The sequence below is a fragment of the Actinotalea lenta genome (assembly GCF_030586465.1).
GTDB classification, from domain to species: Bacteria; Actinomycetota; Actinomycetes; order Actinomycetales; family Cellulomonadaceae; genus Actinotalea; species Actinotalea lenta.
Genome location: NZ_JAUQYP010000001.1, coordinates 1224834 through 1250765 on the forward strand (window position 1 = coordinate 1224834; position 25932 = coordinate 1250765).

General features: G+C 73.7%; 22 protein-coding genes. 14 read left to right on the forward strand and 8 right to left on the reverse strand.

Annotated features, from left to right (window positions below; all coding sequences use genetic code 11):
- The first annotated feature begins 146 nt into the window (after positions 1 to 146).
- The 3 genes from Q6348_RS05750 to Q6348_RS05760 all read left to right on the forward strand — a co-directional run bounded on the left by Q6348_RS05750 (position 147) and on the right by Q6348_RS05760 (position 4715).
- The gene (locus tag Q6348_RS05750) at positions 147 to 2069 is read left to right on the forward strand and encodes a glycoside hydrolase family 127 protein (RefSeq protein WP_304600343.1); all 1923 of its coding nucleotides are present in this window, start codon (positions 147 to 149) and stop codon (positions 2067 to 2069) included.
- A gap of 103 nt (positions 2070 to 2172) precedes the next feature.
- The gene (helR, locus tag Q6348_RS05755) at positions 2173 to 4416 is read left to right on the forward strand and encodes an RNA polymerase recycling motor ATPase HelR (protein WP_304600344.1); all 2244 of its coding nucleotides are present in this window, start codon (positions 2173 to 2175) and stop codon (positions 4414 to 4416) included.
- Positions 4417 to 4574: 158 nt separating this feature from the next.
- On the forward strand, positions 4575 to 4715 hold the full coding sequence (locus Q6348_RS05760) for a hypothetical protein (RefSeq protein WP_304600345.1): 141 nt from the start codon (positions 4575 to 4577) through the stop codon (positions 4713 to 4715).
- Positions 4716 to 4732: 17 nt separating this feature from the next.
- On the opposite strand, the gene Q6348_RS05765 is transcribed toward Q6348_RS05760, so the two are convergent.
- The 4 genes from Q6348_RS05765 to Q6348_RS05780 form a co-directional block, all read right to left on the reverse strand.
- Positions 4733 to 6382, reverse strand: a complete 1650-nt coding sequence (locus Q6348_RS05765; protein WP_304600346.1) for an APC family permease — start codon at positions 6380 to 6382, stop codon at positions 4733 to 4735.
- Positions 6383 to 6554: 172 nt separating this feature from the next.
- A complete protein-coding gene (locus Q6348_RS05770; protein ID WP_304600347.1) occupies positions 6555 to 7979 on the reverse strand; it encodes a multicopper oxidase domain-containing protein in 1425 nt (474 codons plus the stop codon).
- The gene (locus Q6348_RS05775; protein ID WP_304600348.1) at positions 7976 to 9286 is read right to left on the reverse strand and encodes a hypothetical protein; all 1311 of its coding nucleotides are present in this window, start codon (positions 9284 to 9286) and stop codon (positions 7976 to 7978) included. Before Q6348_RS05775 ends, Q6348_RS05770 begins: the two co-directional genes overlap by 4 nt.
- Positions 9283 to 10455: a DUF8744 domain-containing protein gene (locus Q6348_RS05780; RefSeq protein ID WP_304600349.1), complete on the reverse strand. Its 1173-nt coding sequence runs from the start codon at positions 10453 to 10455 to the stop codon at positions 9283 to 9285. Before Q6348_RS05780 ends, Q6348_RS05775 begins: the two co-directional genes overlap by 4 nt.
- Before the next feature lie 35 nt (positions 10456 to 10490).
- On the opposite strand from Q6348_RS05780, the gene Q6348_RS05785 reads away from it, so the two are divergent.
- Positions 10491 to 11120, forward strand: a complete 630-nt coding sequence (locus tag Q6348_RS05785) for a helix-turn-helix transcriptional regulator (protein WP_304600350.1) — start codon at positions 10491 to 10493, stop codon at positions 11118 to 11120.
- A 73-nt stretch (positions 11121 to 11193) separates the two neighbouring features.
- Positions 11194 to 11493, forward strand: a complete 300-nt coding sequence (locus Q6348_RS05790) for a DUF2249 domain-containing protein (protein WP_304600351.1) — start codon at positions 11194 to 11196, stop codon at positions 11491 to 11493.
- A 36-nt stretch (positions 11494 to 11529) separates the two neighbouring features.
- Here Q6348_RS05790 and Q6348_RS05795 read toward each other — a convergent pair whose 3' ends face one another.
- Positions 11530 to 12663 (reverse strand): cytochrome P450, encoded by a 1134-nt coding sequence (locus tag Q6348_RS05795; RefSeq protein ID WP_304600352.1) that lies wholly within the window; start codon positions 12661 to 12663, stop codon positions 11530 to 11532.
- Between the two features lie 152 nt (positions 12664 to 12815).
- On the opposite strand from Q6348_RS05795, the gene Q6348_RS05800 reads away from it, so the two are divergent.
- The 3 genes from Q6348_RS05800 to Q6348_RS05810 are packed head-to-tail and all read left to right on the forward strand — an operon-like array spanning position 12816 to position 15141.
- Positions 12816 to 14057: a molybdopterin molybdotransferase MoeA gene (locus Q6348_RS05800; protein ID WP_304600353.1), complete on the forward strand. Its 1242-nt coding sequence runs from the start codon at positions 12816 to 12818 to the stop codon at positions 14055 to 14057.
- Positions 14054 to 14908 carry an NTP transferase domain-containing protein gene (locus tag Q6348_RS05805; RefSeq protein WP_304600354.1) on the forward strand — a complete coding sequence of 285 codons (855 nt, stop codon included), beginning with the start codon at positions 14054 to 14056 and terminating at the stop codon, positions 14906 to 14908. The genes Q6348_RS05800 and Q6348_RS05805 overlap by 4 nt, the downstream gene beginning before the upstream one ends.
- The gene (locus Q6348_RS05810) at positions 14905 to 15141 is read left to right on the forward strand and encodes a MoaD/ThiS family protein (protein WP_304600355.1); all 237 of its coding nucleotides are present in this window, start codon (positions 14905 to 14907) and stop codon (positions 15139 to 15141) included. Before Q6348_RS05805 ends, Q6348_RS05810 begins: the two co-directional genes overlap by 4 nt.
- Here Q6348_RS05810 and moaA read toward each other — a convergent pair whose 3' ends face one another.
- Together moaA and Q6348_RS05820 are read right to left on the reverse strand one after the other, a co-directional pair.
- Positions 15142 to 16143: a GTP 3',8-cyclase MoaA gene (gene moaA, locus Q6348_RS05815; RefSeq protein WP_350339643.1), complete on the reverse strand. Its 1002-nt coding sequence runs from the start codon at positions 16141 to 16143 to the stop codon at positions 15142 to 15144.
- Complete coding sequence (locus Q6348_RS05820) at positions 16140 to 16592, reverse strand: molybdenum cofactor biosynthesis protein MoaE (protein WP_304600357.1); 453 nt, start codon at positions 16590 to 16592, stop codon at positions 16140 to 16142. The genes moaA and Q6348_RS05820 overlap by 4 nt, the downstream gene beginning before the upstream one ends.
- Before the next feature lie 62 nt (positions 16593 to 16654).
- On the opposite strand from Q6348_RS05820, the gene Q6348_RS05825 reads away from it, so the two are divergent.
- The 6 genes from Q6348_RS05825 to narI all read left to right on the forward strand — a co-directional run bounded on the left by Q6348_RS05825 (position 16655) and on the right by narI (position 25636).
- Complete coding sequence (locus Q6348_RS05825) at positions 16655 to 17386, forward strand: helix-turn-helix transcriptional regulator (protein WP_304600358.1); 732 nt, start codon at positions 16655 to 16657, stop codon at positions 17384 to 17386.
- Between the two features lie 17 nt (positions 17387 to 17403).
- Positions 17404 to 18702: an MFS transporter gene (locus tag Q6348_RS05830; RefSeq protein ID WP_304600359.1), complete on the forward strand. Its 1299-nt coding sequence runs from the start codon at positions 17404 to 17406 to the stop codon at positions 18700 to 18702.
- A gap of 134 nt (positions 18703 to 18836) precedes the next feature.
- Positions 18837 to 22550 (forward strand): nitrate reductase subunit alpha, encoded by a 3714-nt coding sequence (locus tag Q6348_RS05835; protein WP_304600360.1) that lies wholly within the window; start codon positions 18837 to 18839, stop codon positions 22548 to 22550.
- Positions 22551 to 22581: 31 nt separating this feature from the next.
- Positions 22582 to 24255, forward strand: coding sequence for a nitrate reductase subunit beta (narH, locus tag Q6348_RS05840; RefSeq protein WP_304600361.1), 1674 nt, complete (start codon positions 22582 to 22584; stop codon positions 24253 to 24255).
- Positions 24252 to 24905: a nitrate reductase molybdenum cofactor assembly chaperone gene (gene narJ, locus Q6348_RS05845; RefSeq protein WP_304600362.1), complete on the forward strand. Its 654-nt coding sequence runs from the start codon at positions 24252 to 24254 to the stop codon at positions 24903 to 24905. Before narH ends, narJ begins: the two co-directional genes overlap by 4 nt.
- Positions 24902 to 25636 (forward strand): respiratory nitrate reductase subunit gamma, encoded by a 735-nt coding sequence (gene narI / locus Q6348_RS05850; protein ID WP_304600363.1) that lies wholly within the window; start codon positions 24902 to 24904, stop codon positions 25634 to 25636. Before narJ ends, narI begins: the two co-directional genes overlap by 4 nt.
- A 12-nt stretch (positions 25637 to 25648) precedes the next feature.
- Here the strand turns inward: narI and Q6348_RS05855 are convergent, their stop codons facing one another.
- Positions 25649 to 25843 (reverse strand): hypothetical protein, encoded by a 195-nt coding sequence (locus Q6348_RS05855; protein ID WP_304600364.1) that lies wholly within the window; start codon positions 25841 to 25843, stop codon positions 25649 to 25651.
- Positions 25844 to 25932 lie beyond the last annotated feature (89 nt).

Sequence of the window (25932 nt, forward strand, 5' to 3'; positions counted from 1 at the left end):
GCCGGGCCTCATGGCGCTCGCGGTCCTGACGTCCATCCCGATCCTGATCGTCTTCACGTCCACCTACCGGCTGCTGCGCGACGGGCTGACCGTCGGCGCCGTCAAGTGACGCGCAGCGCAGCCCGTCCGACCCCCAGGAGCTGACCATGACCGACACCACCTCGATCGTGACCCGGCCCGTGCACGGCCGTCCGATCACCCCCTCACGCGGCCGCTGGTACCCCCTCGGCCTCGACGAGGTGACGATCGACGACGGGCTGTTCGCCGAGCTCCAGCAGCGCAACGCCGGCGCGATGATCGGCCACTGCGAGACCTGGGTCGAGCGGATGGGCTGGGCGGCCAACTTCGACGCGGCGGTCGAGGGGCGCCTGCCGCAGGACCGGCGGGGTCGGGAGTTCTCCGACTCCGAGGTCTACAAGCTGCTCGAGGCGATGGCCTGGGAGCTCGCCCGGCGCGAGGACCCGGACCTCGAGGCTCGCTACCACGCCCTGGTCGCGCGCGTCGGCTCCGCGCAGGAGCCCGACGGGTACGTCAACACGATGTTCGGGCGCCCCGGTCAGCAGCCCCGGTGGTCCGACCTGCAGTGGGGTCACGAGCTGTACTGCGTCGGTCACCTCGTCCAGGCCGCCGTCGCGCGCGGCCGGACCCGCGGCACCGACGAGGAGATCGTGCGGATCGCCCGGCGGGCGGCCGACCAGGTGTGCACCTTGTTCGGCCCGGACGGGCGTGCGGACGTCGGCGGCCACCCGGAGATCGAGGTGGCGCTCGTCGAGCTGTACCGGCTCACCGGTGAGCAGCGCTACCTGGACCAGGCGCGGCTGTTCGTCGACCGGCGCGGGCACGGCGTCCTGGGCGACATCGAGCTCGGGGCGTCGTACTACCAGGACGACCAGCCGGTGCGGGAGGCCACCGCGCTGCGCGGCCACGCCGTCCGCGCGCTGTACCTCGCCGCCGGGGCGGCCGACCTCGCGGTCGAGACGGGTGACGACGAGCTGTTGGGCGCGGTGACCTCGCAGGTCCTCACCACGCTCGCGCGCCGCACGTACCTGACCGGCGGCATGGGAGCCCACCACGACGGAGAGTCGTTCGGCGACGACTTCGAGCTCCCGTCGGACCGGGCCTACTCCGAGACGTGCGCAGGGGTGGGCTCGGTCATGACCAACCACCGGCTGCTGCTGGCCAGTGGGGACGTCAGGCATGCCGACGCGGTGGAGCGCACGCTGTTCAACGTGGTCGCCACCTCGCCGGCGGAGGACGGTCACGGGTTCTTCTACGCCAACACGCTGCACCAGCGGACCCCGGCGACCGAGGTCGACCCGGACACTGCCTCGCCGCGCGCTCTGGCGAGCCTGCGGGCGCCGTGGTTCCACGTGTCGTGCTGCCCCACCAACGTGACCCGCACGGTCGCGTCGCTCGCGGCCTACCTGGCGTCGGTCGACGACGGCGGCCTCCAGCTCCACCAGTACGCCGGTGCGCACCTCCGCGGGGCGCTCACCGACGGCCGCGAGGTCGAGCTGCGGGTGCGGACCCGCTACCCGGCCGACGGCCGCATCGAGGTCGAGGTGGTCCGGGCGCCGCAGGGCGAGTGGACGCTGAGCCTGCGGGTCCCCGCATGGGGGCAGGGCGCCACGCTCACCGACACGAGGGGTACGCGCGAGGTGGCGCCCGGCTACGCCGAGGTGACCGGGCTCACGGACGGCGACCGCGTGGTGCTGGACCTCCCCGTTCGCGCACGCTGGACGGTGGCCGACCCTCGGGTCGACGCCGTGCGCGGCCAGGCCGCGGTGGAGCGTGGGCCACTCGTGATGTGCCTGGAGTCCACCGACCTCGGGTCGAGCGTCAACGAGGTCAGCGTCGACACGAGCCGTCCTCCGCTGGACGACGACGGCGAGGTCATGGTGTCGGTGCGGTCCCGCGAGTACGGCGCGGAGGGCTGGCCGTTCCGGTCGCCGGACGGCTCCGCGGCTACGGTGCGCGACCACGGCGCGGTACGGCTCGTCCCCTACCACCGGTGGGGCAATCGTGGTCCGGCGACGATGCGGGTGTGGATGCCGGTCGACAAGGACTGAGGCGCCAGCCGCACGCTGTGGGCGGGGCTCGCCCGCCACCCTCAGGATATGGCCCGCGGGGGGCCTTGCCGCAAGGCCCCCTCCCGGGCGCACAATCCCCGCCGTGACCAGTGCCTTTGCCCTCCCCGAGCGCCGAGCGGCCAAGGCCGACCCGGACCTGATCGCCACCGACGAGCGGCACTTCGCGGCGATCGCGGCGTGCCTTGACCAGCGCCTCGCCGAGCTCGCGGACCGGCTCGCGGAGCTGCGCCGCGCCCCGGCCGGTTCCGGGCAGGAGGCGATGGACCGGGACAGCGCGATCCACCGGCTCTCGGCCCGCCGGCGCATGCTGCAGCGCTTCGGCCTGGACCTGTGCCTGGGGCGGATGGTCCCCGACGGCGGGGAGCCGGTGTACGTCGGCCGCCTCGGGCTGACCGACGCCGCGGGGCGCCGGCTGCTCGTGGACTGGCGCGCGCCGGCGGCCGAGCCGTTCTTCGGGGCGACGCACGCCGACGCGATGGGTCTGGTCAGCCGCCGCCGGTACCACTGGACCGGTGGTCGGGTCACCGACTACTGGGACGAGGTGTTCACCGCCGACGGCCTGGCCGGTCACGCGGCGCTGGACGACCAGTCCGCCTTCCTGGCGAGCCTGGCGGGCAGCCGCACCGCGCGCATGCGGGACGTGCTGGGCACCATCGCGGCCGACCAGGACGCGATCATCCGCGCGGGGTCGGCCGGCACGCTCGTGGTGGACGGCGGGCCGGGGACGGGCAAGACGGTCGTCGCCCTGCACCGGACCGCATACCTGCTGTACTCCGACCCCCGGCTGGGTCACCACCGCGGTGGGGTGCTCGTGGTCGGGCCGCACCGCCCGTACCTGGACTACGTGTCCGACGTGCTGCCCAGCCTCGGGGAGGAGGGCGTGCAGCTGTGCACGCTGCGCGACCTCGTCCCGCAGGGTGCGGGGGCGGGCCCGGAGGGCGCGGAGGTGGCCGCGCTCAAGGCCGACGCGCGCCTGGTGGCGGCGATCGAGCCGGCCGTGCGGTTCCACGAGAACCCGCCGACGGCGCCGCTGGTCGTGGCTACCCCCTGGGCCGACGTGCGGCTCAGCGCGGCCGACTGGGCGGACGCGTTCGGGGTGCCCGAGCCCGGCACGCCGCACAACGACGCCCGCGACGAGATCTGGGAGGCCCTCGTCGACATCCTCGTGGACGCGCTGCGCGAGCAGCTCCCGTGCGCCCGGGATGACACCGCGTGGTCGGACGGGGAGCTCGACGAGGACAGGGCCCTGGAGAACCGCCGCGAGGACGAGGGATTCGACGCGTACGGGCTGGCCGGGCGCGGCGACGACGCGGTCGTGCGGCGGGCCTTCGCGGCCAACCGCGACCTGGTGCGGGCGTTCGGCCGGGCCTGGCCGGTGCTCGAGGCGACGGACGTCGTGGGCGACCTGTGGACCGTGCCCGCGTACCTCAGGCTCTGCGCGCCGTGGCTGACGGCCGAGCAGGTCCGGACGCTGCAGCGGGACGTCCCGGACGCCTGGACGGAGGCCGACCTGCCGCTGCTGGACGCGGCGCGGCTGCGCCTGGGGGACCCCGAGGCGTCGCGGCGGCGCCGGCGGCGCGAGGCAGCGGCCGCCGAGAGCCGCGAGCGGATGTCCGACGTCGTGGACGACCTGATCGCCGCGGACGACTCCGAGCTGCACGTGATGTCCATGCTGCGCGGGCAGGACCTGCGCGCGGCCCTCGTGGACGCCGACGCCGTGCCCGCGGACCGTCCCGACCGGCTCGCCGGTCCGTTCGCCCACGTCGTGGTGGACGAGGCCCAGGAGCTCACCGACGCGCAGTGGCAGATGCTGCTGGCGCGCTGCCCGTCGCGCAGCTTCACCGTGGTCGGGGACCGCGCCCAGGCGCGGCACGGGTTCGCCGGGTCGTGGCAGGAGCGGCTCGGGTGGGCCGGCCTGGATCGCGTGCGTACGGCGTCGCTGACGCTGAACTACCGCACGCCGAGCGAGGTGATGGCGCAGGCCGAGCCCGTCATCCGCGCGGTGCTGCCGGACGCCAACGTGCCGACCTCGGTGCGCACCGGGGGCGTCCCGGTCCGGTACGGCGCGGTGGCCGAGCTGGCGGACGTCCTGCGGTCCTGGCTCGCCGAGCACGCGGGCGTCGCGTGCGTGGTCGCGACGTCGGAGGTGGCCGTGCCGGACGACGACCGGGTGCGCGTCGCCGCGCCCGAGCTGGTGAAGGGCCTCGAGTTCGACCTGGTGGTGCTGGTCGAGCCGGAGCGCTTCGGCACGGGCGTGCAGGGCGCGGTGGACCGGTACGTGGCGATGACGCGGGCGACCGAGCGCCTCGTCGTGCTCACCGGCTGACGGTCGCGCCTCCTCGCCGGCGGCCCACGCGGCGAGCGCCGCCCCGGACGCCGATTCCTGCGGGGCCGTCCGCGATGCGGACGCCGGCGGGCAGCGGCCGTCCTGCGTGCCGCGTGGGGCGCCGCAGTACGGTGGTATCTCGATGGGGGGAGGTTCCCGTGACCTGGATCCGGCGGTTCGGCTCGGCGATGGGACGAGCGGCGGGGTCGTTCGTGAGACGGTCGCAGCTCATGGCGAACCCGCAGATGGCCCTTCTCCAGCGGCACCGGGACCCCGAGGGCGCCCACCTGCGTTCCTGAGGCGCTGAGGTCTCCGGTCAGAAGCCCTGGCCCAGCTCGGCGTCCTCGACGGCCGCCTCGTGCTCGGTGTCCGCGACGTGCTCGCGGGACCGCTCGGGCGAGAGCCGCATGGCGTACGCGAGCGCGTAGATCGCCGCGGAGAACACGAAGGTGACCGGGATCGCGGAGACGAAGTGCAGCGCACCGATCCCGCCGCCGTAGTCGCCCAGCCAGGACAGCAGCGCGAGCCCGCCCAGCCACGGCACGACCCAGCTCGCGCCGGCCCGCCAGTCCAGCGGCGGCTGGCTGCCGCTGACCTCGAACACCACGAGCAGGGCCAGCCCGATGAGCACCGCGACCATGAGCTTCCACACGATGCTCCACCCCGACCAGTACACGATCAGGTTGGACGACCAGAACGCCAGCACCGGGATGACGTGCCCGCCGGGCAGCCGGAACGGCCGCTCGCGCTCGGGCAGCTGGCGGCGCATCGCCGCGAGCACCAGCGGGCCTGAGCCGAACGACAGCACGGTGGCGGACGTGATGAAGCCGACGAGCTGCTGCCAGCTCGGGAACGGCAGGAAGATGATCAGCCCCACGACGAACGTCACCAGCAGGCTCACCACCGGCACGCCCCGCACGCTCGTCTTCGCCAGCCCGCGCGGCGCGTTGCCGTTGCGCGCCATCGCGTAGGACAGGCGCGCCGTGACGGTGGTGTAGATCAACCCGGTGTCGGCCGGGGAGATGATCGCGTCGGCGTACAGCAGGACGGCCAGCCAGCCCAGCCCGAGCAGGCTCGCGACCGCCGCCAACGGTCCGAAGTCGTCGTTGAAGGACAGGTTCGCCCAGCCGCCGGTGATCAGCCCGGGGTCGAGCGAGCCGATGAACGCGGCCTGCAGCCCCACGTACAGCACGCCGGTCAGCAGGACGGAGCCGATCACCGCGATCGGCACGTTGCGGCGCGGGTTGTCGGTCTCTCCCGCGAGCTCGATGCCCTGGCGGAAGCCGAGGTAGGAGAACACGATCCCGGAGGTGGCGATCGCGGTGAACACCCCGTGCCAGCCCTGAGGCGTGAAGCCCTGGGAGGAGAAGTTCGCGGCGTGGAACGCGGTGACCACGAACGCCACGATGACCAGGGTGATCACGGCGAGCTTCCACCACACCACGACGTTGTTGACGCGCGCGAACCACCGCACGCCGATGTAGTTGATGACCACGAACACGGCCATCGCGACCACGGCGACGGCGTAGCCCAGGCCGGTCAGGGTGTGCACCACCGAGCCGTCCACCGTGTGCCGCGCGGTGAACGGCGCGTACTTGGTGGCGTACTGCAGGGCGCCCTCGACCTCGATGGGGGCGACGGTGGCCGCCGCGAGCCAGGTGATCCAGCCGGTGGTGTAGCTCGCGAACGACCCGAACGACATGTGCGGGAACCGCACGACCCCGCCGGAGAGCGGGAACATCGTGCCGAGCTCGGCGTACACCAGGCCGATGAGCAGGATCATCACCGCGCCCAGGCCCCAGGAGACCAGGGCGGCGGGTCCGGCCTCGCGGGACGCGTTGAGCGCACCGAACAGCCAGCCCGAGCCGATGATCGAGCCCACGCTGGCGAACAGCAGGCCTACCAGTCCGACGTGCCTGCGCAGGTCCCTGCTGCCGTGCTCGACGGACCGTGTCGTGGTCGCCATGTCCTGCCCCCGTCCGACGAGCGCCGACCTCGCCCGTCGGCGCGCCCGTCCCAGGGCACTCCCGTGCCACGCGCGTCGCAACTCGATCTTGATGGGCCGCCGGGTGCGGACGGGACGTCCCCGGCTCGCCCCGCGCGGCGTGCCACGGCGCTCGCGGCCATCGCCCGGGTGCTCACCGCGTGACCTCCAGGACCCCGTGCGCGCCCTTCTCCGCGAGGCTCATCTGGTGGTTGACGATCGCGTAGTGACCCGGCTCGGTGACCGTCAGCTCGACGAACCCGCCCTGGGCGGCGAGCAGCGGAAGGACCTGCGCGCCCGTCGGGCCCGAGGCGGAGCCGTCGGTCGCACGGCCGTCGCGCACGCTGTAGCGGCCCTCGGTCCAGACCGTGTCGAACTGGGCGCCCACCACGTGGAAGGACCACGAGGCGTCCGGGCCGGCGTCCAGCACCCAGATGCGCACGCGGTCGCCCACGCGGGCCGTCAGCGGGTGCGCGTCGTACTGGAACGCCCGGCCGTTGAACGTCACGATGTCCGGGATGCCCGTGGCGACCTTCGCCGGGTCGGCAGGTGCGCCGTTCGCGCCGAGATACTGCTCGGACTGGACGAGCACGTACTCCTCGTCCACCGGATCCAGGCCCGCAGGGTCGATGACGACGGCCCCGAACATCCCGTTCGCGATGTGCTGAGAGATGGGGGCGGTCGAGCAGTGGTACATCCAGATGCCGGCCCGGTCCGCGGTGAAGGTGTAGGTCAGGCTCTGGCCGGGCTCGATGGTCCGCATGGGCTCGTCGGGTGCGAGCTCGCCGGCGTGGAAGTCGACCGAGTGCCCCATCGAGCCGTGGTTGACCAGCGTGACGCGGAAGGTGTCCCCGACGTGACCGCGCAGCATCGGTCCCGGTGAGGTGCCGTTGTACGTCCAGACCGCGCGGGACACCCGGGGAGTGACCTGCTGGACCTGCTCGGTGACCGTGAACGTGTAGTCGTGCTCGGTGCCGGGGGGCGCCGGCGGCAGGGCGGCCGGGTACGCGGGTGAGTGCCGCGCGGCGTCCTGCAGCCGCGCCATGGTCGGGACGTCCGAGGGCGCATCGGCCGGTGCCGGCGGGCGCTCCGCGGCGGGGTCCGTGCTCCCTGTCGTGACCACCTCGAGCGTCATGCCCATCTGGCGGTGGCCCGGCAGCGAGCACCACCCGTCCAGGCTGCTCGTCACGGTGCCGACGTCGACGGTCGTGCGGTCGCCCGGGGCGATCAGGCCGGTCCCGGTCCCGTTGGCGAGGACCAGGTCGTGGCGCTGGTCGCCGTCGTTCTGCACGGTGATGCGCAGGTCGTCCCCCGCGGGAACCTCGATCCGCGACGGCGAGAAGGCCATGCCCTCGACGCGGACCGTCACGCTCGTGGTGTGTCCGGGTGCCACGGCCGAGGCCTGCGTGGCGGACGCCGGGGCTGCGGGGACGTCGGCGGCAGCCGGCCGGGCGAGGGCTCCGGCGACGCTCAGGGCGACCACCGCGACCACGCCGGCCACGGCCAGGGCGGCGCGCCGCTCGGGCGGACCGTCGCGGCCGGGGAGCGGGCGCGGCCCGGTGGCGGACGAGCTGGTCACGGCGTGCTCCTCGTGGTCGTGGTCGTGGTCGTGGTGGCGGCTGCGTCCGGTCGAGGGTGGGCAGCGCGCCGGGCGCGCGCCTGCCGGGCTCCGGCGACGGCCAGCGCGGCGACGTCGATCGCGTAGCAGACCAGCACCGCGGCCCACCACAGGCCGAGCGTGCCGGCACCGGTGGCAGTGGCGAACGCGAGGAGCCCCAGGGCGGTGTTGCGGGTCGCGACGCGGGCCGGCCAGGCGGTCTCGAGCGCCGCCATGCCGATCCGCGCGGGTCCCGGGCCGCCACCGATGACGACCGGCATGAGGAACGTCAGCGCTCCGACGAGCACCTGCAGGATCCCGCCCGCGCCGAGCACGGCCAGCCAGGGCAGATCGGCGTCCCGCAGCGCCGTGGCGTCGGGCGCCACGAACGCCTGGGCGGCGATCGCGCCCACGGCCACGAGGGACCAGACGAGACCCAGGCCTGCGGTCCAGGCGGCGAAGGCTCCGGGGTTCGCGCGCCGGGCCGCTCGCACGAGCGGGACGCCGACCCCGACCGCGCCCGCCGCGGCGAAGACCACCAGCCCGGTACCCAGCCCGGCCAGCCAGCCGATGCTCGCGGCCGTCGCGGCGAGCACCAGACCGCCCACCGCTCCGGGCAGGGCCACAACGGCCATCCTGAGCGCCGCCGGGTCGATCCTGGTGCGCAGCACGGTGGGACCCAGCGTCACGAGCGTCCCCAGGATCGACAGCCCGAGCCACCCGCCGACGTTGACGACCGCGTGCGCGAGGGTCAGCCGGTCGCGTGCGGCGAGCAGCCACCCGGGTGCGTCGTGGGCGAACATCGCCACCGTGAGGAATCCGGCCAGGACGCAGCCGATCACCAGGAAAGCCGCCGCGGCGACGTAGTAGCGCAGCACGACGGCGAACCGGGTACCCAGGCGGGTCCGCGCGGCCCGGACGAGCGCGAGGCCGTGCCACGAGACGACGGTCCCGATCGCGGCCGCGCCCGCGATGGTGCCCGGCACCCACCCTGTCCACATGGCGCCGACCAGCGTGACCAGGGCGACGTTGAACGCGAGCAGGCGCGCCGTGACGCCTCGTCCCGACGGGTCGTCGGCGGGCAGGTGCAGCAACGCGCGGGCGAAGTACCAGGACCACTGCAGCACGGAGCTGGTCAGCACGCCGAGCGTCACGACGTGCACGGCCGTCCACAGCGGCTGCGGCACGGCCCCGTGGGCGGCGAGCGTGAGCCCCGAGGTGACGAGGGCGACGAGCATCCAGCCGGTGGTCAGCCGGTCCGTGCGCCAGCGGCGCGGCCTGGTCGTCATCGGCCCGCCACCTGCGGCTCGGGCTCGGCCGGCGGGACGGGGCTCGGGACGGCGCGGCCTCGTGCTGCCCGTCCGCCGGGTGTGCGGGCGAGCAGTGCCACGACGCTGCCCACCAGCACGAGGACGGCGACGACGCCCAGCGTCCCGCCGAGCCGCCAGGCGTCCTCAGCCGCGCGGGCGCCGGCGAGCACCCGGACCAGGAGGCCGAGGTGCAGCAACCCGGCGGCGACCCACATCACCGGGTGGTACGGCAAGGGGCGGCGCGCAACCGCCGGCACGATCACCGGTGCGTGTGCGACCACCATCGACAGGGCGAAGCCGATGGTCAGGGCGTGCACGGCGGTGTCGTAGCGGTAGCCGGCCCACGCCGGGCCGCCGACCACCCAGACCGCGGCGGACACCATCGCCCAGCCGTACCCGGCGAGCATGCAGGCGGCCATGAGGCGTGCGACGCCGGACGCGCGGATCGTGCGGCGAGCGACGTCGTGCACCGCGACGTCGGCGACCAGGACCGCGAGCGCCAGCCCGAGCAGGGGGTAGCCCGGGCCGGGGGCGACGAGGGTTGCGACGGCACCGACCAGCACGGCGCAGGCCTCGGTCACGATGCGGGCCTCGGTGCCCGTCGTGAGGAACGCCAGGCGCGCGAGCTCCAGGCGCTCGCCGACCACGGTCAGCACGAGCAGCGCGCCCCACCACGGCACGATGCGCGCGTTCTCGACGCCGTGCGTCCACAGGGCTGCCCCTCCCAGGCCGGCGACCGCACCCAGCCCCTGGATGAGCACCGCGGCGGACGGCTGTCGCCGCCAGACGGCCGCGTAGATGCCGGCGAAGAGCGCCATCGAGGCCGTCCACGCGACGCCGGGGAGCGCACGGCCCCCGCCGAGGCCCGCGACCTCGGCCAGCGCCAGCACGGTCCCGGCGCCGCTCGCGGCAGGGGCGGCGTAGCCCCAGGCGTCCCGGCGGCCGCCACCGCTGCGCAGCGCGACCGCACGCTCCAGGGCGATCGCCGTGCCCAGGAAGCCGTAGACCATGAGCACGCCGTGCACCTCGCCGAGCGGGACGGACGCCACGGGGGCGATCGCGCCGAGCCGGACGAGGGCGGCGTCGAGGCCCGCCAGCGCGGCCGCACCGGCCAGCGCGAGCAGCGCGGCCCGGTGTCGTGTCGTCATGGGATCAATATAGAGGATGCTGATACTCTAAATTCATGGCCAGGCCCGAACGAGGTGACGAGGCGGATGCCACGCGGCATGCGGCACTCGCCTCGCCGGTGCGCCGTCAGGCGCTGGCGCTGCTGAGCGGTGGCCCGCTCACGGCGGCCGACCTGGCCGCACGCCTCGGTCTGCACGTGACCACGGCCCGCTTCCACCTGGACCAGCTCGAGGAGGCCGGACTCGTCCTGCGCCAGACGGCGCGCTCGGGCGGGCGGGGCAGGCCCGCCGTGGCCTACCGCGCCGCAGAGCTCGACCTGGTCGCGGTGCGCGACCGGATGATCGAGGCCCTCGCCGGAGCGGCCGCGACCGGCGAGCCCGCGCGCACCGCCGGGCGGCGCTGGGGCGAGGAGCTCACCGTGCCCGACGGGGAAGCCCGGGAGGTCCTGACCACGGCCACCGCGGCGCTGGGCTTCGACCCCGAGGAGGCCCCGGCCGGCCTGCGGCTACGGGCGTGCCCGTTCCGTGATGCCGCGCGGCACCACCCCGAGGTCGTGTGCCAGGTGCACCTCGGCCTGCTCCAGGGCCTCGCGACCCGCGCACCCGGCGGTGACCGGCTGGAGATCGGCCTCGTGCCGTTCGCCGAGCCCGGCGCGTGCCTCCTGACGGTGGCCGCCACACGATGACCGGACGACCTGGCCCCTGAGCCGACCGAACCCCGACCGAACCCCGACCGAACCCCGACACACGAGGAGAGACATGAGCCAGCCCGTGCAGATCCAGACCACCGCGCCCGAGCACCACACCTGCGGGTGCGGCGGCCACGACGAGGCCGACCCCGTCCTGGACGTGCGCGCCATCCCGCACGCGGTGCGGCACGGCGCCGTGTTCGGCGCCTTCGACGCGATCCCGGCCGGCGGCTCGCTGGTCGTGGTCGCCCCGCACCTGCCCACGCCGCTGCTCGCGCAGCTCGCCGAGCGTGCACCGATCGACGTCGAGACCCTGGTGGCAGGCCCGGACGAGTGGCACGTGAGGATCACGCGTCGCGCCGCGTCGTGACAGCCGCGTAGCCCGCGCCGCGATCCCCGGCGCGGGCTACGCCACGTCGACGACCACCGACGTGAACCCACCGGCCGGGTAGGCCGCCGGCGTGGGCGGCTCGGCGGGCCGGATCGCCGTGGTCCGGGCGAGCAGCTCCTCGGCCAGCACGCGAAGCTCCATCCGGGCCAGGGGCGCGCCCGGGCACTCGTGGATCCCTGCCCCGTAGAGCAGGTTGTCCGCCGGGTCGCGGTCCAGGCGGACCTCGTCCGGGTCGCCCATGACCGCCTCGTCGCGGTTCGCCGATGCCCACAGCACCGTGACGCGCTCGCCGGCGGGGATCTCGCGGCCGCCGAGCTCGACCGGGCAGGTCGTGCGGCGCCGGTTGGCGATCAGGGGCGGGTGGATGCGCAGCGCCTCGTCGATCGCCGCAGGCAGCGGTCCCGGGTCGGAGCGCAGCGAGTCCTGCAAGGCGCGGTGCTGCGCGAGGACGTGCACGAGGATGCCGACGCTCGCCGCGATCGTGCCGAGCTCGCCCACCGTCCAGTTGCGCACGACGCTGACGATCTCCTCGTCGGTGAGGGGGAGCCCGTGCACGCGTTCGCGCAGCAGCCGGGTCGTGACGTCGTCGGGTGCGTCGTCGCCGGCGGCGCGCCGCTCGTCGAGCTGCTCACGGATGTAGCCGTCGAACTCGAGCGCGACCGACTCCAGCGCCTCCGGGTCGCGCGCGAGCGTCGCGGCGTGGTTGCGCGCCGTCCAGGCGCGCAACGGTTCGTGCAACCGCTCCGGCCAACCCATGAAGGCGGTCTGCATCGCCAGCGCGTAGGGCCGCGCGAGGGCGGCCATCACGTCGACGGGTCCGGCCGGCAGGGACGCCACCAGGTCGGCCGCGATGCGGCGGCACGTCGGCTCGAGCTCGGCCATCCGCTCGGGCGTGAAGTAGCTCTCGTTGATCCGGCGGTGCGGGGTGTGCTCGGGCGGATCCATCCCGTTCGGGACCGAGAGGTGCGAGGAGACGACGTTGCTGAACGTCGTGTGGTCCGTGACGACGCGGACGGCCTCCTGGTGCGTGAACACGGTCCAGCCGAGGTAGTCGTCGTGCGCGACGGGGCAGCGCGCCCGCATCGCGTCGTACGCGGAGACCTGGTCGGCCAGCACCTCCGGTGCACGTGGGTCCCACTCGTCGGCCACGGTGTCCTCCTCGTTCGTCCTGCGTCGACGCTAAGGACGGCGTCCACATCGTTCAACTGGCAATGGCCGGTTAAATTCATCCCAGGTCTGCGGCGCGGCCCAGCGCGGGCCTAGCGTGGGACCGCGACGCACCGCACCGACCGAGGAGCGCGATGAACCACCCCTCCGAGCCGATCGCGCCGACTCTGCGTGGCGTGGCCGAGCACCGTGCCGCCGTGCTGGAGCTGGCCCGCGTCACGGGCACCGACGAGGTCGACGTCGGTGCCGGGCTGGGCCGCGTGCTGGCCCGGGACGTGACCGCTGCAGGGTCCCTGCCCGCCTGGGACAGCTCCGCGATGGACGGCTACGCGGTGCGCGGTGCGGACCTGGCCCGGTCGTCGGCGGACAGCCCGGCCGTCCTGGACGTGGTGGGCGAGGCCGCCGCCGGGGTGCCGTCGGCCGTCCCGGTCGCGCCCGGGACCGCGGTGCGCATCATGACCGGCGCTCCGGTCCCGGCCGGGGCGGACGCCGTGGTCCGGCAGGAGGACGTCGCCCGGCACGGCGCACGCGTCTCGATCGGCCGGCCCGCGCACCGCGGGGAGCACATCCGACCCGCGGGGGACGACGTGCGCGCCGGCGAACGGGTGCTGGCAGCGGGTGCCGACCTCGGCCCTGCGCAGCTGGCCGCTGCGGTGTCGGCCGGCGCCCGGTCCCTGGTGGTGCGGCGCCGGCCGCGCGTCGCTGTGCTGTCCACGGGCGCGGAGCTCGTCGCCGCCGGGGGTGCCCTGGGTCCGGCGCAGATCCATGACTCGAACTCCGTGCTGCTCGCCGCGGCGGCCACCGAGGCGGGTGCCGAGGTCGTGTACCGCGATGGCGTCACCGACGACGTCGCAGCGTTGCGCACCGCGCTCGCCGAGCTGGACGGTGCGGTCGACCTCGTGGTGACGTCCGGCGGGGTGAGCGTCGGCGACCACGACGTGGTCAGGGAGGCGCTGACCGGACCGGTGTCGTTCGTCCGTGTGGCGATGCAGCCCGGCAAGCCGCAGGGCTCCGGTCGACTCGCCGCGGGGACGCCGGTGGTGTGCCTGCCGGGCAACCCGGTCAGCGCGTTCGTCTCGTTCGAGGTGTTCGTCCGCCCGCTGCTGCGCACGATGCTCGCTGCGGCCGCGGTCGAGCAGCGGTCGGGCTGGGGCGTGGCCGATGACGCATGGCGCGTCCCGGCGGACCGCGAGCAGTACATGCCGGTCCGCCTCGAGGACGCCGCGACCGACCTGCCGCGCGTGCGCCGCGCGGTGCCGGGCGGCTCGGGATCGCACCTGGTCGCGGGCCTCGCCGCGGCGCAGGGGCTCGCCGTGGTGCCCGCTCACGTGCGGCACGTCCGGCCCGGCGACCGGCTGCGGGTGAGGTGGCTGTGAGCGAGCACGACCTGCTGGTCCTGGCTGGTGGGTCGGGGGAGCGCCTGGGTGGGGTGGACAAGGCGCGGGTGCGGCTCGCCGGGCGCACGATGCTGGACCGCGTGCTCGCGGCGGCCCCCGACGCGCGGCGGACCGTGGTCGTCGGGCCACCGCACCTGGCGCGCCCGGGGGTGCCCGCGGTGCTCGAGGAGCCTGCGTCGGGCGGCCCGGTGGCGGGCATCGCCGCCGGTCTCGCCGCCCTGGATCCGGCGGGTGAGGTCCCCGTGGTGGTGCTCGCGTGCGACGTGCCCCGCGCGGCCCGCGCTGTACCGTCCCTGCTCGACGCGTTGGGGAGCGCTGACGTGGCGCACCTGGTCGACGCGGACGGTCGAGCGCAGCTGCTGGTGGCCGCCTACCGGCGGCCCGCGCTGCGCGAGGCGCTGGGCCGGCTCCGTACCGGCCCGTACGGCGTCTCGGTGCGTCGGATGGCCGAGCATCTCGTCGGCGTCGGGGTCCCGGACCCCCTGGGGCTCGGTGAGGACGTGGACACGTGGGAGGCTGCCCGAAGGGTCGAGGCCGCCGTCAAGGAGGAGGAACGCATGAGTGAGCACCACCAGCCGGTGGGACCCGAGCTGACCCGCTGGGTGTCGTTGCTCGTCGAGGAGCTGGGAGTGGACCCTGACGCCGTCGACGTCGAGGCCGTCCTGGACCTGGCCAGGGAGGCCGCGCAGGCCGTCGCACGGCCCGCGGTCCCGCTGACCGCCTTCCTGGCGGGCTACGCGGTCGCCAGGAGCGGTGGGGACCACGCTGCGTTCTCCCGCACGGTGGAACGGGTGACCGAGCTCGCGCGCACCTGGGGGGAGGGGGCGTGATCCGGGTCAGGTACTTCGCGGCGGCCGCCGAGGCGGCCGGGGTCGACGAGGAGAGCGTGACGGCGGGCACCCGCGCCGAGCTCGTCTCCGTGGTCGTGGACCGGCACGGTCCGGACCTGGCCCGCGTGCTCGACCGCTGTGCGCTCGTCGCCGAGGGGCGTCGGCTGGACGGCGAGGACGCGATCGACGACGGGGCGCTGGTGGACGTCCTCCCGCCGTTCGCCGGCGGCTGATCAGCCGCCGATCGCGCTCATCGGCCGGTCCGGCTGCCGGAAGCCCGGTTCGCCGATGCCGTGGCCGGCCTTCTTGCCCGCCACGCACGTGCGGAACGCGGCCTCGAGCGCCGCGTCGTCCGCACCTTCGCGCAACAGTGTGCGCAGGTCGGTCTCGGTCCGGGCGAACAGGCACGAGCGGAGCTGGCCGTCGGCCGTGAGCCGGAGACGGTCGCACGAACCGCAGAACGGTGCGGTCACCGAGGCGATCACGCCGACGGTCGCCGGGCCGTCGTCCACGACCCAGCGCTCGGCCGGGGCCGCCCCGCGGTCGCCCACCTCCGTCAGCCGGAACGCCTTGCCCAACCGTTCGAGGATCTCCGCCTGGGTGACCATCTCGCCGCGGTCCCAGGTGTGCCCGGGGTCCAGGGGCATCTGCTCGATGAACCGCATCTCGTAGCCGTGCGCGACGGCGAACCGCACCAGGTCCACGACCTCGTCGTCGTTGACGCCGCGCATCACCACGGCGTTGAGCTTGACCGGTGCGAACCCGGCCGCGGCTGCGGCCGCGATGCCGGCCAGCGTCGCCGGGAGCCGGTCCCGCCTGGTCAGCCGGGCGAACCGGTCCCGGTCCAGCGTGTCCAGGCTGACGTTCACCCGGGCCAGGCCCGCCTCCCGCAAGGGGCTCGCGAGGGCCGGCAGCCGTAGCGCGTTGGTGGTCATCGAGATCTCGGGGCGTCCGTTCGGCCCGTCCAGCGCGGCCAGGCGCGCGACCACGTCCACGACGTCGGGCCGCAGCAGTGGCTCGCCCCCGGTGAGGCGGATCTCGTTCAGCCCGAGCCCGACGCCCACGCGTGCGATCCGCACGAGCTCGTCGGTTCCCAGCATCGACGGGCCGGGGAGCCAGGGCACACCTTCCGCCGGCATGCAGTACGTGCAGCGCAGTGAGCACCGGTCCGTCAGCGAGATCCGCAGGTCCCGGTGCTCCCGCCCGAACCCGTCCGCCAGGGGGCCGGGTGTCACAGTCCCACCCACAGGGCGTTGCCGTCGGCCAGGATCTCGCGCTTCCACACGGGCAGCTCCGCCTTGACCGTCTCGACCAGGTCCGCGCACACCCGGAACGCCAGCGCGCGGTGCGCGGTGGCGACGGCGGCCACGACGGCCACGTCCCCGACGCCGAGGCGGCCGACCCGGTGGCTCACCGCGAGCCCGAGGACGCCGTCCTGCGCTGCGGCCGCGTGGGCGAGCCGGTGCAGGATCTGTGGCGCGTCAGGGTGCGCGCTGTACTCGAGTGCGACGACCTCGCCGCTGACCGCCGGGTCGTGGTCGCGTACCTGCCCGACGAACGTCGCGACCGCGCCGGCCGCCGGGTGGGTGATCGCGTGCACGTGCTCGGCGGGGTCGAGCGCGTGCTCGCGGATCGCGGACCGCACCGCGGCCTGCGGGCTCCGGTCGAGTGCTGCGTGACTCACCCCACCACCGTACGGCCCGAAGGTCCCAGATTTCACGCGGTGCGAGCCGTGAATATTGGGCCGTGCCACGAAACTCGGCCTCCTACCGCGCGCTGGCGTCCGCCAGCCGCCTCGCGCTGCTGCACGAGCTCCAGGGCGCCGAGCGCGCTCTGACCGCGGACGAGCTCGCGGGGGCGGTCGGGCTGCACCGCAACACCGTGCGCGAGCACCTGGACCGGCTGGTCGCCGCGGGCTTCGTCACCCGCGAGCCCGAGCACCGGACGACCCGAGGCCGGCCTCGCATGACCTACCAGGTCGTGCCCCGCGCGGCCGGCGCGACGCTGGACGAGCAGCTGCGCGAGTACCTCATGCAGGTGCTCCTCGCCGGGTACGGCCGCGAGCTCCGCGAACCGGCCCTCGAGGCGGAGCGAGCCGGTGAGGAGTGGGGCAGGCGAGCGCCCGAGCCCGAGGCCGCCCCCGTGCCCGAGGTGGCCGCCGACGTGGCAGGCCAGCTCGCCGCGCTCGAGATGCACCTGGACGACCTGGGCATGAACCCCGAGCTCGAGCTCGACCCGCTGCGGATCCACCTGCACGGCTGCCCCTACGCCGCCATCGCGCGTTCCCGCCCCGACGTGGTGTGCAGCGTGCACCTCGGGGTGGTGCGGGGCGTGCTGGCCCACCACGGGGGTCCCCTGGCAGCCGACCGGCTGGAGCCGTTCGTGGGACCCGACCACTGCATCCTGCACCTGAGCAGGGGGACGACCGACCAGACGACGGCGTCGCCGTCGGGAACGAAAGGCGGACAACGGCCATGACAGACAGCGCGAGGACGATGAGCGTCCCCGACCTGCGGGCGCAGGTTCGCGGCAGCCGGGCGCAGGCCCTGTGGCTGGCGACCCTGGGCTTCTTCGGCGGATTCGCCGGCGTGTCGATCTTCGGGCCGCTGGTGCCCAAGTTCACGGACCTGATCGGGCTCAGCCCGTTCGCGGCCGGCATGCTGGCCGCGATCCCGTCGCTGACGGGCTCGCTGCTGCGCATCCCGTTCGGCGCCGCCGTGGACCGGATGGGCGGCAAGAAGCCCTTCCTCACCTTGCTCGTCGCCGCGAACCTGGGTGTGGTCGGCCTCCTGGTCCTGCTGGGCACCTCCTACCCGGACGGGATGGCGGGCAGCTACCCCTTGCTGCTGGTCCTCGGTGCGCTGATCGGCTGCGGGATCGCCACGTTCTCGGTGGGGATCGGACAGGTCTCCTACTGGTACCCCCGCTCGCAGCAGGGCGGCGCGCTGGGGACCTACGCCGGGCTGGGCAACACGAGCCCTGGCCTGTCCTCCATGCTGCTGCCGCTCGCGGTGGGCGGGATCGGCATGCTCGGGGCGTACTCGGTGTGGTTCGCGATCCTGCTGGCCCTGACCCTCGCGTACCTGCTGCTCATCAAGGACGCACCGGTGTTCCAGCTCCGGGCGCGTGGTGTGGAGGTGCCGCAGGCGACGCTCGCGGAGCTCGGTGGCGGTGAGACGGCGCCGGGCATGGGGGCCTGGGAGGGCCTCAAGCACGCGGCCCGCATCCCGGCGACCTGGGTGCTGACCTTCTTCTACTTCCTCTCCTTCGGCGGCTTCCTGGCCTTCACGTCCTGGCTGCCGACGTTCTGGCACGCCATGTACGGGTCCGAGCTGCGCACCGCGGGCCTGCTCACGGCGTCGTTCTCGTTGCTCTCGGCGCTGATCCGCGTGCCCGGCGGCATCCTGTCCGACCGGGTCTCGATCCGGTTCGCCCTGGCCGGCAACTTCGTGCTGATGCTGCTGGGGACCGTGGTGCTCGCGTTCTCCGGGAGCTTCGTGCTCTCGCTCATCGCCACCATGGCGGTCGGCGCGGGGATGGGCCTGCAGAACGCGATCGTGTTCAAGCTGCTGCCGCGCTACATCCCCGACGCCGTGGGCGGCGCGTCGGGCTGGATCGGGGGCCTGGGAGCCCTGGGCGGGTTCGTCATCCCCCCGGTGATGGGGATCGTCACCGGGGCGGTGGGCGGCGCCGTCGGCTACGCGCGCGGGTTCCTGCCGTTCGCGGTGCTCGTGGCCGTCGCGCTGCCCGTGGTCGCGCTGCTGCACCGGTGGGACCATCGGGCCGAGGACTGACTCCACGGTAGAATAAAACCGGTGGTTTGCCCTTCAAAAAGCGCCGTGCGCGTGTTCAGATCTAGGGGCCGACTGCTCGCGCGCCTGGCCGAGGTGGACCGGCGCAGGGCCGACCGTTCGTGGAGGAGGGGCCGATGACCACGCCGACCCGCGAGGGGAGCGGCCTGGACGGGCCGGTCTCGGACCTGCTCGTCCGGCTGGGCAGCCATCTGCGACGCGCGCAGACCTCGGCCGACCTGCGCACCCTGCACCAGATCGGTGGGCGGGACGCGGACAGCTTCTACCGGGACCGCTGGAGCCACGACAAGGTGGTGCGCTCGACGCACGGCGTGAACTGCACCGGGTCGTGCTCGTGGAAGGTGTACGTCAAGGACGGGATCATCACCTGGGAGGCCCAGCAGACCGACTACCCGTCGGTCGGCCCCGACCGCCCCGAGTACGAGCCCCGCGGCTGCCCGCGCGGTGCGGCGTTCAGCTGGTACACGTACTCGCCCACCCGGGTGCGCTACCCGTACGTGCGCGGGCCGCTGCTCGAGCTGTACCGCGCCGCCAAGGCCCGGCACGGCGGCGACCCGGTCGCCGCCTGGCGCAGCATCGTGGACGACCCCGAGCAGGCGCGACGCTACAAGCGCGCGCGTGGCAAGGGTGGGTTGGTCCGCGCCACCTGGGACGAGGCGCTGGAGATCGTCGCCGCGGCCCAGGTGCACACGATCGACGCGTACGGGCCCGACCGGGTCGCCGGGTTCTCCCCCATCCCGGCGATGTCGATGGTCAGCCACGGCGCCGGAGCGCGGTACCACGCGCTGATCGGCGCGCCGATGCTGTCGTTCTACGACTGGTACGCGGACCTGCCGGTGGCGTCGCCCCAGGTGTTCGGCGACCAGACCGACGTGCCTGAGTCGGGCGACTGGTGGGACGCCGGCTACCTCGTGATGTGGGGTTCCAACGTCCCGGTCACCCGCACGCCCGACGCGCACTGGATGACCGAGGCGCGGTACCGCGGCCAGAAGGTCGTCGCGGTGGCGCCGGACTACGCGGACAACGTGAAGTTCGCCGACGAGTGGGTACCGGCCGCTCCCGGGACCGACGGTGCGCTCGCCATCGCGATGGGCCACGTCGTGCTGCGTGAGTTCTTCGTCGAGCGCCAGGTGCCGTACTTCACCGACTACGTCAGCCGGTACACCGATCTGCCGTTCCTCGTGCGCCTGGTCGAGCGGGACGGCGCCCTGGTGCCGGAGAAGTTCCTCACCGCCGCAGACCTCCCGGGCGCTGAGGCCGACTCCGAGAACGCGGCGTTCAAGACCGTCCTCATGGACCGCGGCACCGGGAAGCCCGCCGTGCCCGGCGGCTCGCTCGGATTCCGCTACGGCGAGGCCGGGGCCGGGCGCTGGAACCTCGACCTGGGGTCCATCGACCCGATGCTGAGCCTGCAGGGTGAGGGCGCTGACGCCGTCGCCGTGCACCTGCCGGTGTTCGAGGGTGCCGCAGGGGAGGCGGCAACCGTCGAGCGCGGCGTGCCGGCCCGCCGGGTGGGGGACCACCTGGTCACCACGGTGTTCGACCTGATGCTCGCCCAGTACGGCGTCGGACGGGACGGCCTGCCGGGGTCGTGGCCCACCGGCTACGACGACGCGAGCCAGCCCGGCACGCCGGCGTGGCAGGAGGCGATCACCGGGGTGTCGGCGGAGCAGGCCGCGCGCATCGGCCGGGAGTTCGCGGCGAACGCGGAGGAGTCTCGCGGCCGGTCGATGATCCTCATGGGCGCCGGGACCAACCACTGGTTCCACTCCGACACCATCTACCGCGCGTTCCTGGCCCTGACGTCGCTGACCGGCTGCCAGGGTGTCAACGGCGGCGGCTGGGCGCACTACGTCGGCCAGGAGAAGGTGCGGCCGCTGACCGGGCACGCGCACTACGCCGCCGGGCTGGACTGGGCGCGTCCGGCCCGCACGATGGTGCAGACCGCCTACTGGTACCTGCACACCGACCAGTTCCGCTACGACTCGTTCCGGGTGGATGCGCTCACCACGGGGGCGACCGGCGGCCCCGGCGGCCTGGCGGGCAAGACCACCGCCGACGTGATCGCCCAGTCGGCCCGCCTCGGCTGGATGCCGTCCTACCCGACGTTCGACCGCAACCCGCTCGACCTCGCCGACGAGGCGGACGCGGCCGGTCGCCCCCTGGCCGAGCACGTGCCCGCCGAGCTCGCGGCCGGTCGGCTGCGGTTCGCCGCGGAGGACCCGGACGCCCCGGAGAACTTCCCGCGCGTGCTGACCCTCTGGCGCGCGAACCTGCTGGGCTCCTCGGCCAAGGGCAACGAGTACTTCCTGCACCACCTGCTGGGTACCGACTCGAACCTGCGCGCGGACGAGGCCGACGTCCGCCCCGAGGGCGTCGTGTGGCGGGACGAGGCCCCCACCGGCAAGCTCGACCTGCTGGTCACCCTCGACTTCCGGATGACCAGCTCCACCGTGTTCTCCGACGTCGTGCTGCCCGCGGCGACCTGGTACGAGAAGCACGACCTCAGCTCCACGGACATGCACCCGTTCGTGCACGCCTTCAGCCCCGCGATCGCACCGCCGTGGCAGACCCGGACCGACTTCGACATCTTCGCGAGCCTCGCGCAGGTGTTCAGCGAGCTCGGCGCCCGGCACCTGGGGACCCGACGCGACGTGGTCGCCGTGCCCCTCTCGCACGACACGCCGGACGAGCTCGCGACGCCGCACGGCCGGGTCGAGGACTGGAAGGACACCGGTGCGGTGCCGGTGCCTGGCCGCACCATGCCGAAGCTCGTCGTCGTCGAGCGCGACTTCGGTGCCGTGGCCAGCAAGCTCCTGTCGCTCGGACCGCTGCTGGGCACCGCGGGCGCAACCACCAAGGGCGTGACCTACGACGTCACCGACGAGATCGACTACCTCGCGAGCAAGAACGGCGTGGTGCGCGACTCCTATCGCGGCGTGGCGGACGGCCGTCCCGCGCTGACCCGCGACGTGCACGCGTGCGAGGCGATCCTCGCGCTGTCCGGGACCACCAACGGGCGCCTCGCGACCGAGGGCTTCCACACGCTCGAGAAGCGCACCGGCACGCGGCTCGCCGACCTCGCCGCGGAGCACGAGGGCAAGCGTGTGACGTTCAGCGACACCCAGGCGGCACCGGTGCCGGTGATCACCTCCCCGGAGTGGTCCGGCTCGGAGAGCGGTGGGCGGCGCTACTCGCCGTTCACCATCAACGTCGAGCGTCTCAAGCCCTGGCACACGCTGACCGGGAGGCAGCACTTCTACCTCGACCACGACTGGATGCTCGAGCTCGGCGAGGCGCTGCCGGTGTACCGGCCGCCGCTCAACATGACCCGGCTGTTCGGCGAGCCCGAGGTCGGCAGCGACGGGGAGCTGGGCCTGACGCTGCGGTACCTGACGCCGCACAACAAGTGGTCGATCCACTCCGAGTACCAGGACAACCTGTTCATGCTGTCGCTGTCCCGCGGGGGACCGGTGGTGTGGCTGAGCGACCGCGACGCCGCCAAGCTCGGGGTGCGGGACAACGAGTGGATCGAGGCCGTGAACCGCAACGGGGTGGTGGTCGCCCGGGCGATCGTCTCGCACCGGATGCCCGAGGGCACGGCCTACATGCACCACGCCCAGGACCGGCTCATCGACGTCCCGCGCTCGCAGACCACGGGGCGTCGCGGCGGCATCCACAACTCGCTCACCCGGCTGATGGTCAAGCCGAGCCACCTGGTGGGCGGCTACGCGCAGCTGTCCTACGCCTTCAACTACCTCGGGCCCACCGGGAACCAGCGCGACGAGGTGACGATGATCCGCAGGCGGTCCCAGGAGGTCGAGTACTGATGGCGCGCGCACGAGCCGAAGGGGGCCGGGCATGAAGGTCATGGCGCAGATGGCCATGGTGATGAACCTCGACAAGTGCATCGGGTGCCACACGTGCTCGGTCACGTGCAAGCAGGCGTGGACCAACCGGACCGGCACCGAGTACGTGTGGTTCAACAACGTCGAGACCAGGCCGGGTCAGGGCTACCCGCGCACGTACGAGGACCAGGAGCGCTGGCAGGGTGGCTGGACGCTGAACAAGCGCGGACGCCTCCAGCTCAAGGCAGGCGGGCGCCTGAAGAACCTCGCCACGATCTTCGCCAGCCCGAAGCAGCCGTCGATCGACGACTACTACGAGCCCTGGACCTACGACTACGAGAACCTCACGTCCGCACCGCTGCAGGAGCACACGCCGGTCGCCAGGCCGCAGTCGCTGCTCAGCGGCGAGCCGATGTCGATCCGGTGGAGCGCGAACTGGGACGACGACCTGGCCGGCGGCCCCGAGCTGGCGCCGTCCGACCCGGTTCTGGCCAAGATCTCCGAGCAGATCAAGCTCGAGTTCGAGCAGACGTTCATGTTCTACCTGCCGCGGATCTGCGAGCACTGCCTCAACCCGTCCTGCGCCGCGTCGTGCCCGTCGGGGGCGATCTACAAGCGCACCGAGGACGGCATCGTCCTGGTGGACCAGGACCGCTGCCGCGGGTGGCGCAAGTGCATCACCGGCTGCCCGTACAAGAAGGTCTACTTCAACCACCGCACCGGCAAGGCCGAGAAGTGCACGTTCTGCTTCCCGCGCATCGAGGTGGGGCTGCCCACGGTGTGCTCGGAGACCTGCGTCGGGCGGCTGCGCTACCTCGGGCTGGTGCTCTACGACGCCGACCGCGTGCTCGAGGCGGCCTCGGTGACCGACGAGAAGGAGCTGCTCGACGCGCAGCGGCGGGTGCTGCTGGACCCCAACGACCCGGCGGTGGTGGCCGCGGCCGAGGCCGAGGGCATCCCGAGGGACTGGATCGAGGCGGCACAGCGCTCCCCGGTCTGGAAGCTCATCAGCACCTACCGGGTGGCCCTCCCGCTGCACCCCGAGTACCGCACCATGCCGATGGTCTGGTACATCCCGCCGCTGTCGCCGGTCGTCGACGCGGTCGCCAAGACGGGTGAGGACGGCGAGGACCGACGCAACCTGTTCGCGGCGATCGACGCGCTGCGGATCCCCGTGGAGTACCTCGCCGAGCTGTTCACCGCGGGCGACACCGCGCCCGTGACGGACGTGCTGCGCAAGCTCGCGGCGATGCGCTCCTACATGCGCGACCTCGCGATGGGCCGCGACGGCGACGCCTCGATCCCGGAGTCGGTCGGCATGTCCGAGCACACGATGCGCGAGATGTACCGCCTGCTGGCGATCGCGAAGTACGAGGAGCGCTACGTCATCCCGGCGGCGCACGCCGAGCAGGCCCACGGCCTGGAGGAGCTCGCCACGGAGTGCTCGCTCGACTACGAAGGCGGTCCCGGGATGGGCGGGTCGGGACCCTTCGGCGAGGGGTCGGGCCCGGGCTTCGCCTCCCCGATCGCGGTGGAGAACTTCCACGTCCTGCAGGCCCGGCAGACCTCGGGCACGGTCGCCGACCCGGCGACCCGCAAGGCCAAGGTCAACCTGCTCAACTGGGACGGCAAGGGCGCGCCCGAGGGGCTCTTCCCACCGGCAGCCGGCGAGGAGGACGAGTCGTGAGGCCCGGGGAACGGCGCAAGGCGGCCCGTGAGCTCGCCGACGCGCAGCGCGCCCTGACGTACCGCCTGGCCGCCGCCGTGCTGGAGTACCCGGGTGAGGAGCAGCGGGCCCTGCTGCCGGACGTTCGCCAGGCCGCCGCCACGCTGCCCGAGGAGCAGGCCGCGGCGATCACCGGCGTCGTCGACCGGCTCCTGGCCTGGGACGCCACCGAGGCGGCCGCCGAGTACGTCGCGACGTTCGACCTCAAGCGGCGGCACTCCCTGTACCTGACCTACTTCGCCTACGGCGACACCCGCAAGCGCGGCGTCGCCCTGGTCGAGTTCAAGACGGCGTGCCGCACGGCCGGGTTCGAGATCGTCTCAGGTGAGCTCCCGGACCACCTCGGGGTGGTCCTGGAGCTGGCCGCCCAGGCCCCCGAGGTGGGCATCGACCTGATGCTGCGGCACCGCGCCGGCCTCGAGCTCCTCCGGCTGTCCCTCCTGGAGGACGGTTCACCATGGGCCGGGGCGCTCACCGCGGTGTGCGCGACCCTGCCCGCCCTGAGCGGCGACGACCGCGAGGCCGTCGCGCGTCTGGCCGCGCAGGGGCCGCCCGAGGAGGAGGTCGGGCTCGACCCCTTCGCCATGCCGAGCACCGGAGCGCACCGATGAGCACCCTGCTGTGGGTCGTGTACCCGTACGTCTGCCTGGCCGTGTTCGTGCTGGGGCACGTCTGGCGCTACCGCTACGACCAGTTCGGGTGGACCACCCGGTCCTCGCAGCTCTACGAGCGCCGGCTGCTGCGTTGGGCCAGCCCCATGTTCCACGTGGGGATCCTCGCCGTGTTCCTCGGGCACGTGATGGGCCTGGGTGTTCCCGAGTCGTGGACCCGGGCGGTCGGTATGAGCGAGGAGGTCTACCACGCCCTGGCCATCTCGATCGGCACGATCGCGGGGGTGTGCACGGTCCTCGGGATGATCCTGCTGATCTACCGCCGGCGCACGGTGGGCCCCGTGTTCAGCGCGACGACGCGGATGGACAAGGCGATGTACCTGGTGCTGGCCGTCGTCATCGTGCTCGGCATGTGGAACACGATCGCGGGGTCGATCCTCAACCTCGGCGGCGCGTACGACTACCGCGAGGGCGTGTCGGTGTGGTTCCGCGGGATCTTCCGCTTCGACCTGCACCCCGAGCTCATGGTCGACGCGCCGCTGGGCTTCCAGCTGCACGGCCTGGTCGCGATGTTCCTGTTCGCGCTGTGGCCGTTCACCCGGCTGGTGCACGTGTTCAGCGTGCCGCTGGGCTACCTGGTCCGGCCCTACGTGGTCTACCGGGCGCGGGACCAGCGGCTGGGCAGCCGTGCCCCGCGCCGCGGGTGGGAGCGCGTCGACGCCCGGCGCTGAGCCCGAGGTCCGTCAGGGGTTCAGGTAGCTCGCCGGGTCGTCGTCCGACGGCTCCTGCGGCGGCATGGACCGCAGCGCGAGCGAGTCCTCGTCGGCGCTGGAGTCCTCGTCCTGGGCGGCGCGGACCTCGTCGAGGGTCTCGTCGGTGGTGGCGTCCGGGGTGTCGTCCGGGACCGGTTCGGCCTTGTGGCGCGGGTGGTCTGTCATGGCGTCCTCCTTCCGGCGCGGCGCGGCGCCTCCCTCGACGCTAGGTCGCGCGTCGGGGCGGTGCACCCCGAGGGGAGCCGGTGCGCGGC

Coding starts and splice junctions, on each gene's coding strand:
- Q6348_RS05750 (WP_304600343.1), top strand. CDS start 147: ATGACCGACACCACCTCGATCGTGACCCGGCCCGTGCACGGCCGTCCG.
- Q6348_RS05765 (WP_304600346.1), bottom strand. CDS start 6,382: ATGGCGACCACGACACGGTCCGTCGAGCACGGCAGCAGGGACCTGCGC.
- Q6348_RS05775 (WP_304600348.1), bottom strand. CDS start 9,286: ATGACGACCAGGCCGCGCCGCTGGCGCACGGACCGGCTGACCACCGGC.
- Q6348_RS05780 (WP_304600349.1), bottom strand. CDS start 10,455: ATGACGACACGACACCGGGCCGCGCTGCTCGCGCTGGCCGGTGCGGCC.
- Q6348_RS05785 (WP_304600350.1), top strand. CDS start 10,491: ATGGCCAGGCCCGAACGAGGTGACGAGGCGGATGCCACGCGGCATGCG.
- Q6348_RS05790 (WP_304600351.1), top strand. CDS start 11,194: ATGAGCCAGCCCGTGCAGATCCAGACCACCGCGCCCGAGCACCACACC.
- Q6348_RS05800 (WP_304600353.1), top strand. CDS start 12,816: ATGAACCACCCCTCCGAGCCGATCGCGCCGACTCTGCGTGGCGTGGCC.
- Q6348_RS05830 (WP_304600359.1), top strand. CDS start 17,404: ATGAGCGTCCCCGACCTGCGGGCGCAGGTTCGCGGCAGCCGGGCGCAG.
- Q6348_RS05835 (WP_304600360.1), top strand. CDS start 18,837: ATGACCACGCCGACCCGCGAGGGGAGCGGCCTGGACGGGCCGGTCTCG.
- narH (WP_304600361.1), top strand. CDS start 22,582: ATGAAGGTCATGGCGCAGATGGCCATGGTGATGAACCTCGACAAGTGC.
- narI (WP_304600363.1), top strand. CDS start 24,902: ATGAGCACCCTGCTGTGGGTCGTGTACCCGTACGTCTGCCTGGCCGTG.
- Q6348_RS05855 (WP_304600364.1), bottom strand. CDS start 25,843: ATGACAGACCACCCGCGCCACAAGGCCGAACCGGTCCCGGACGACACC.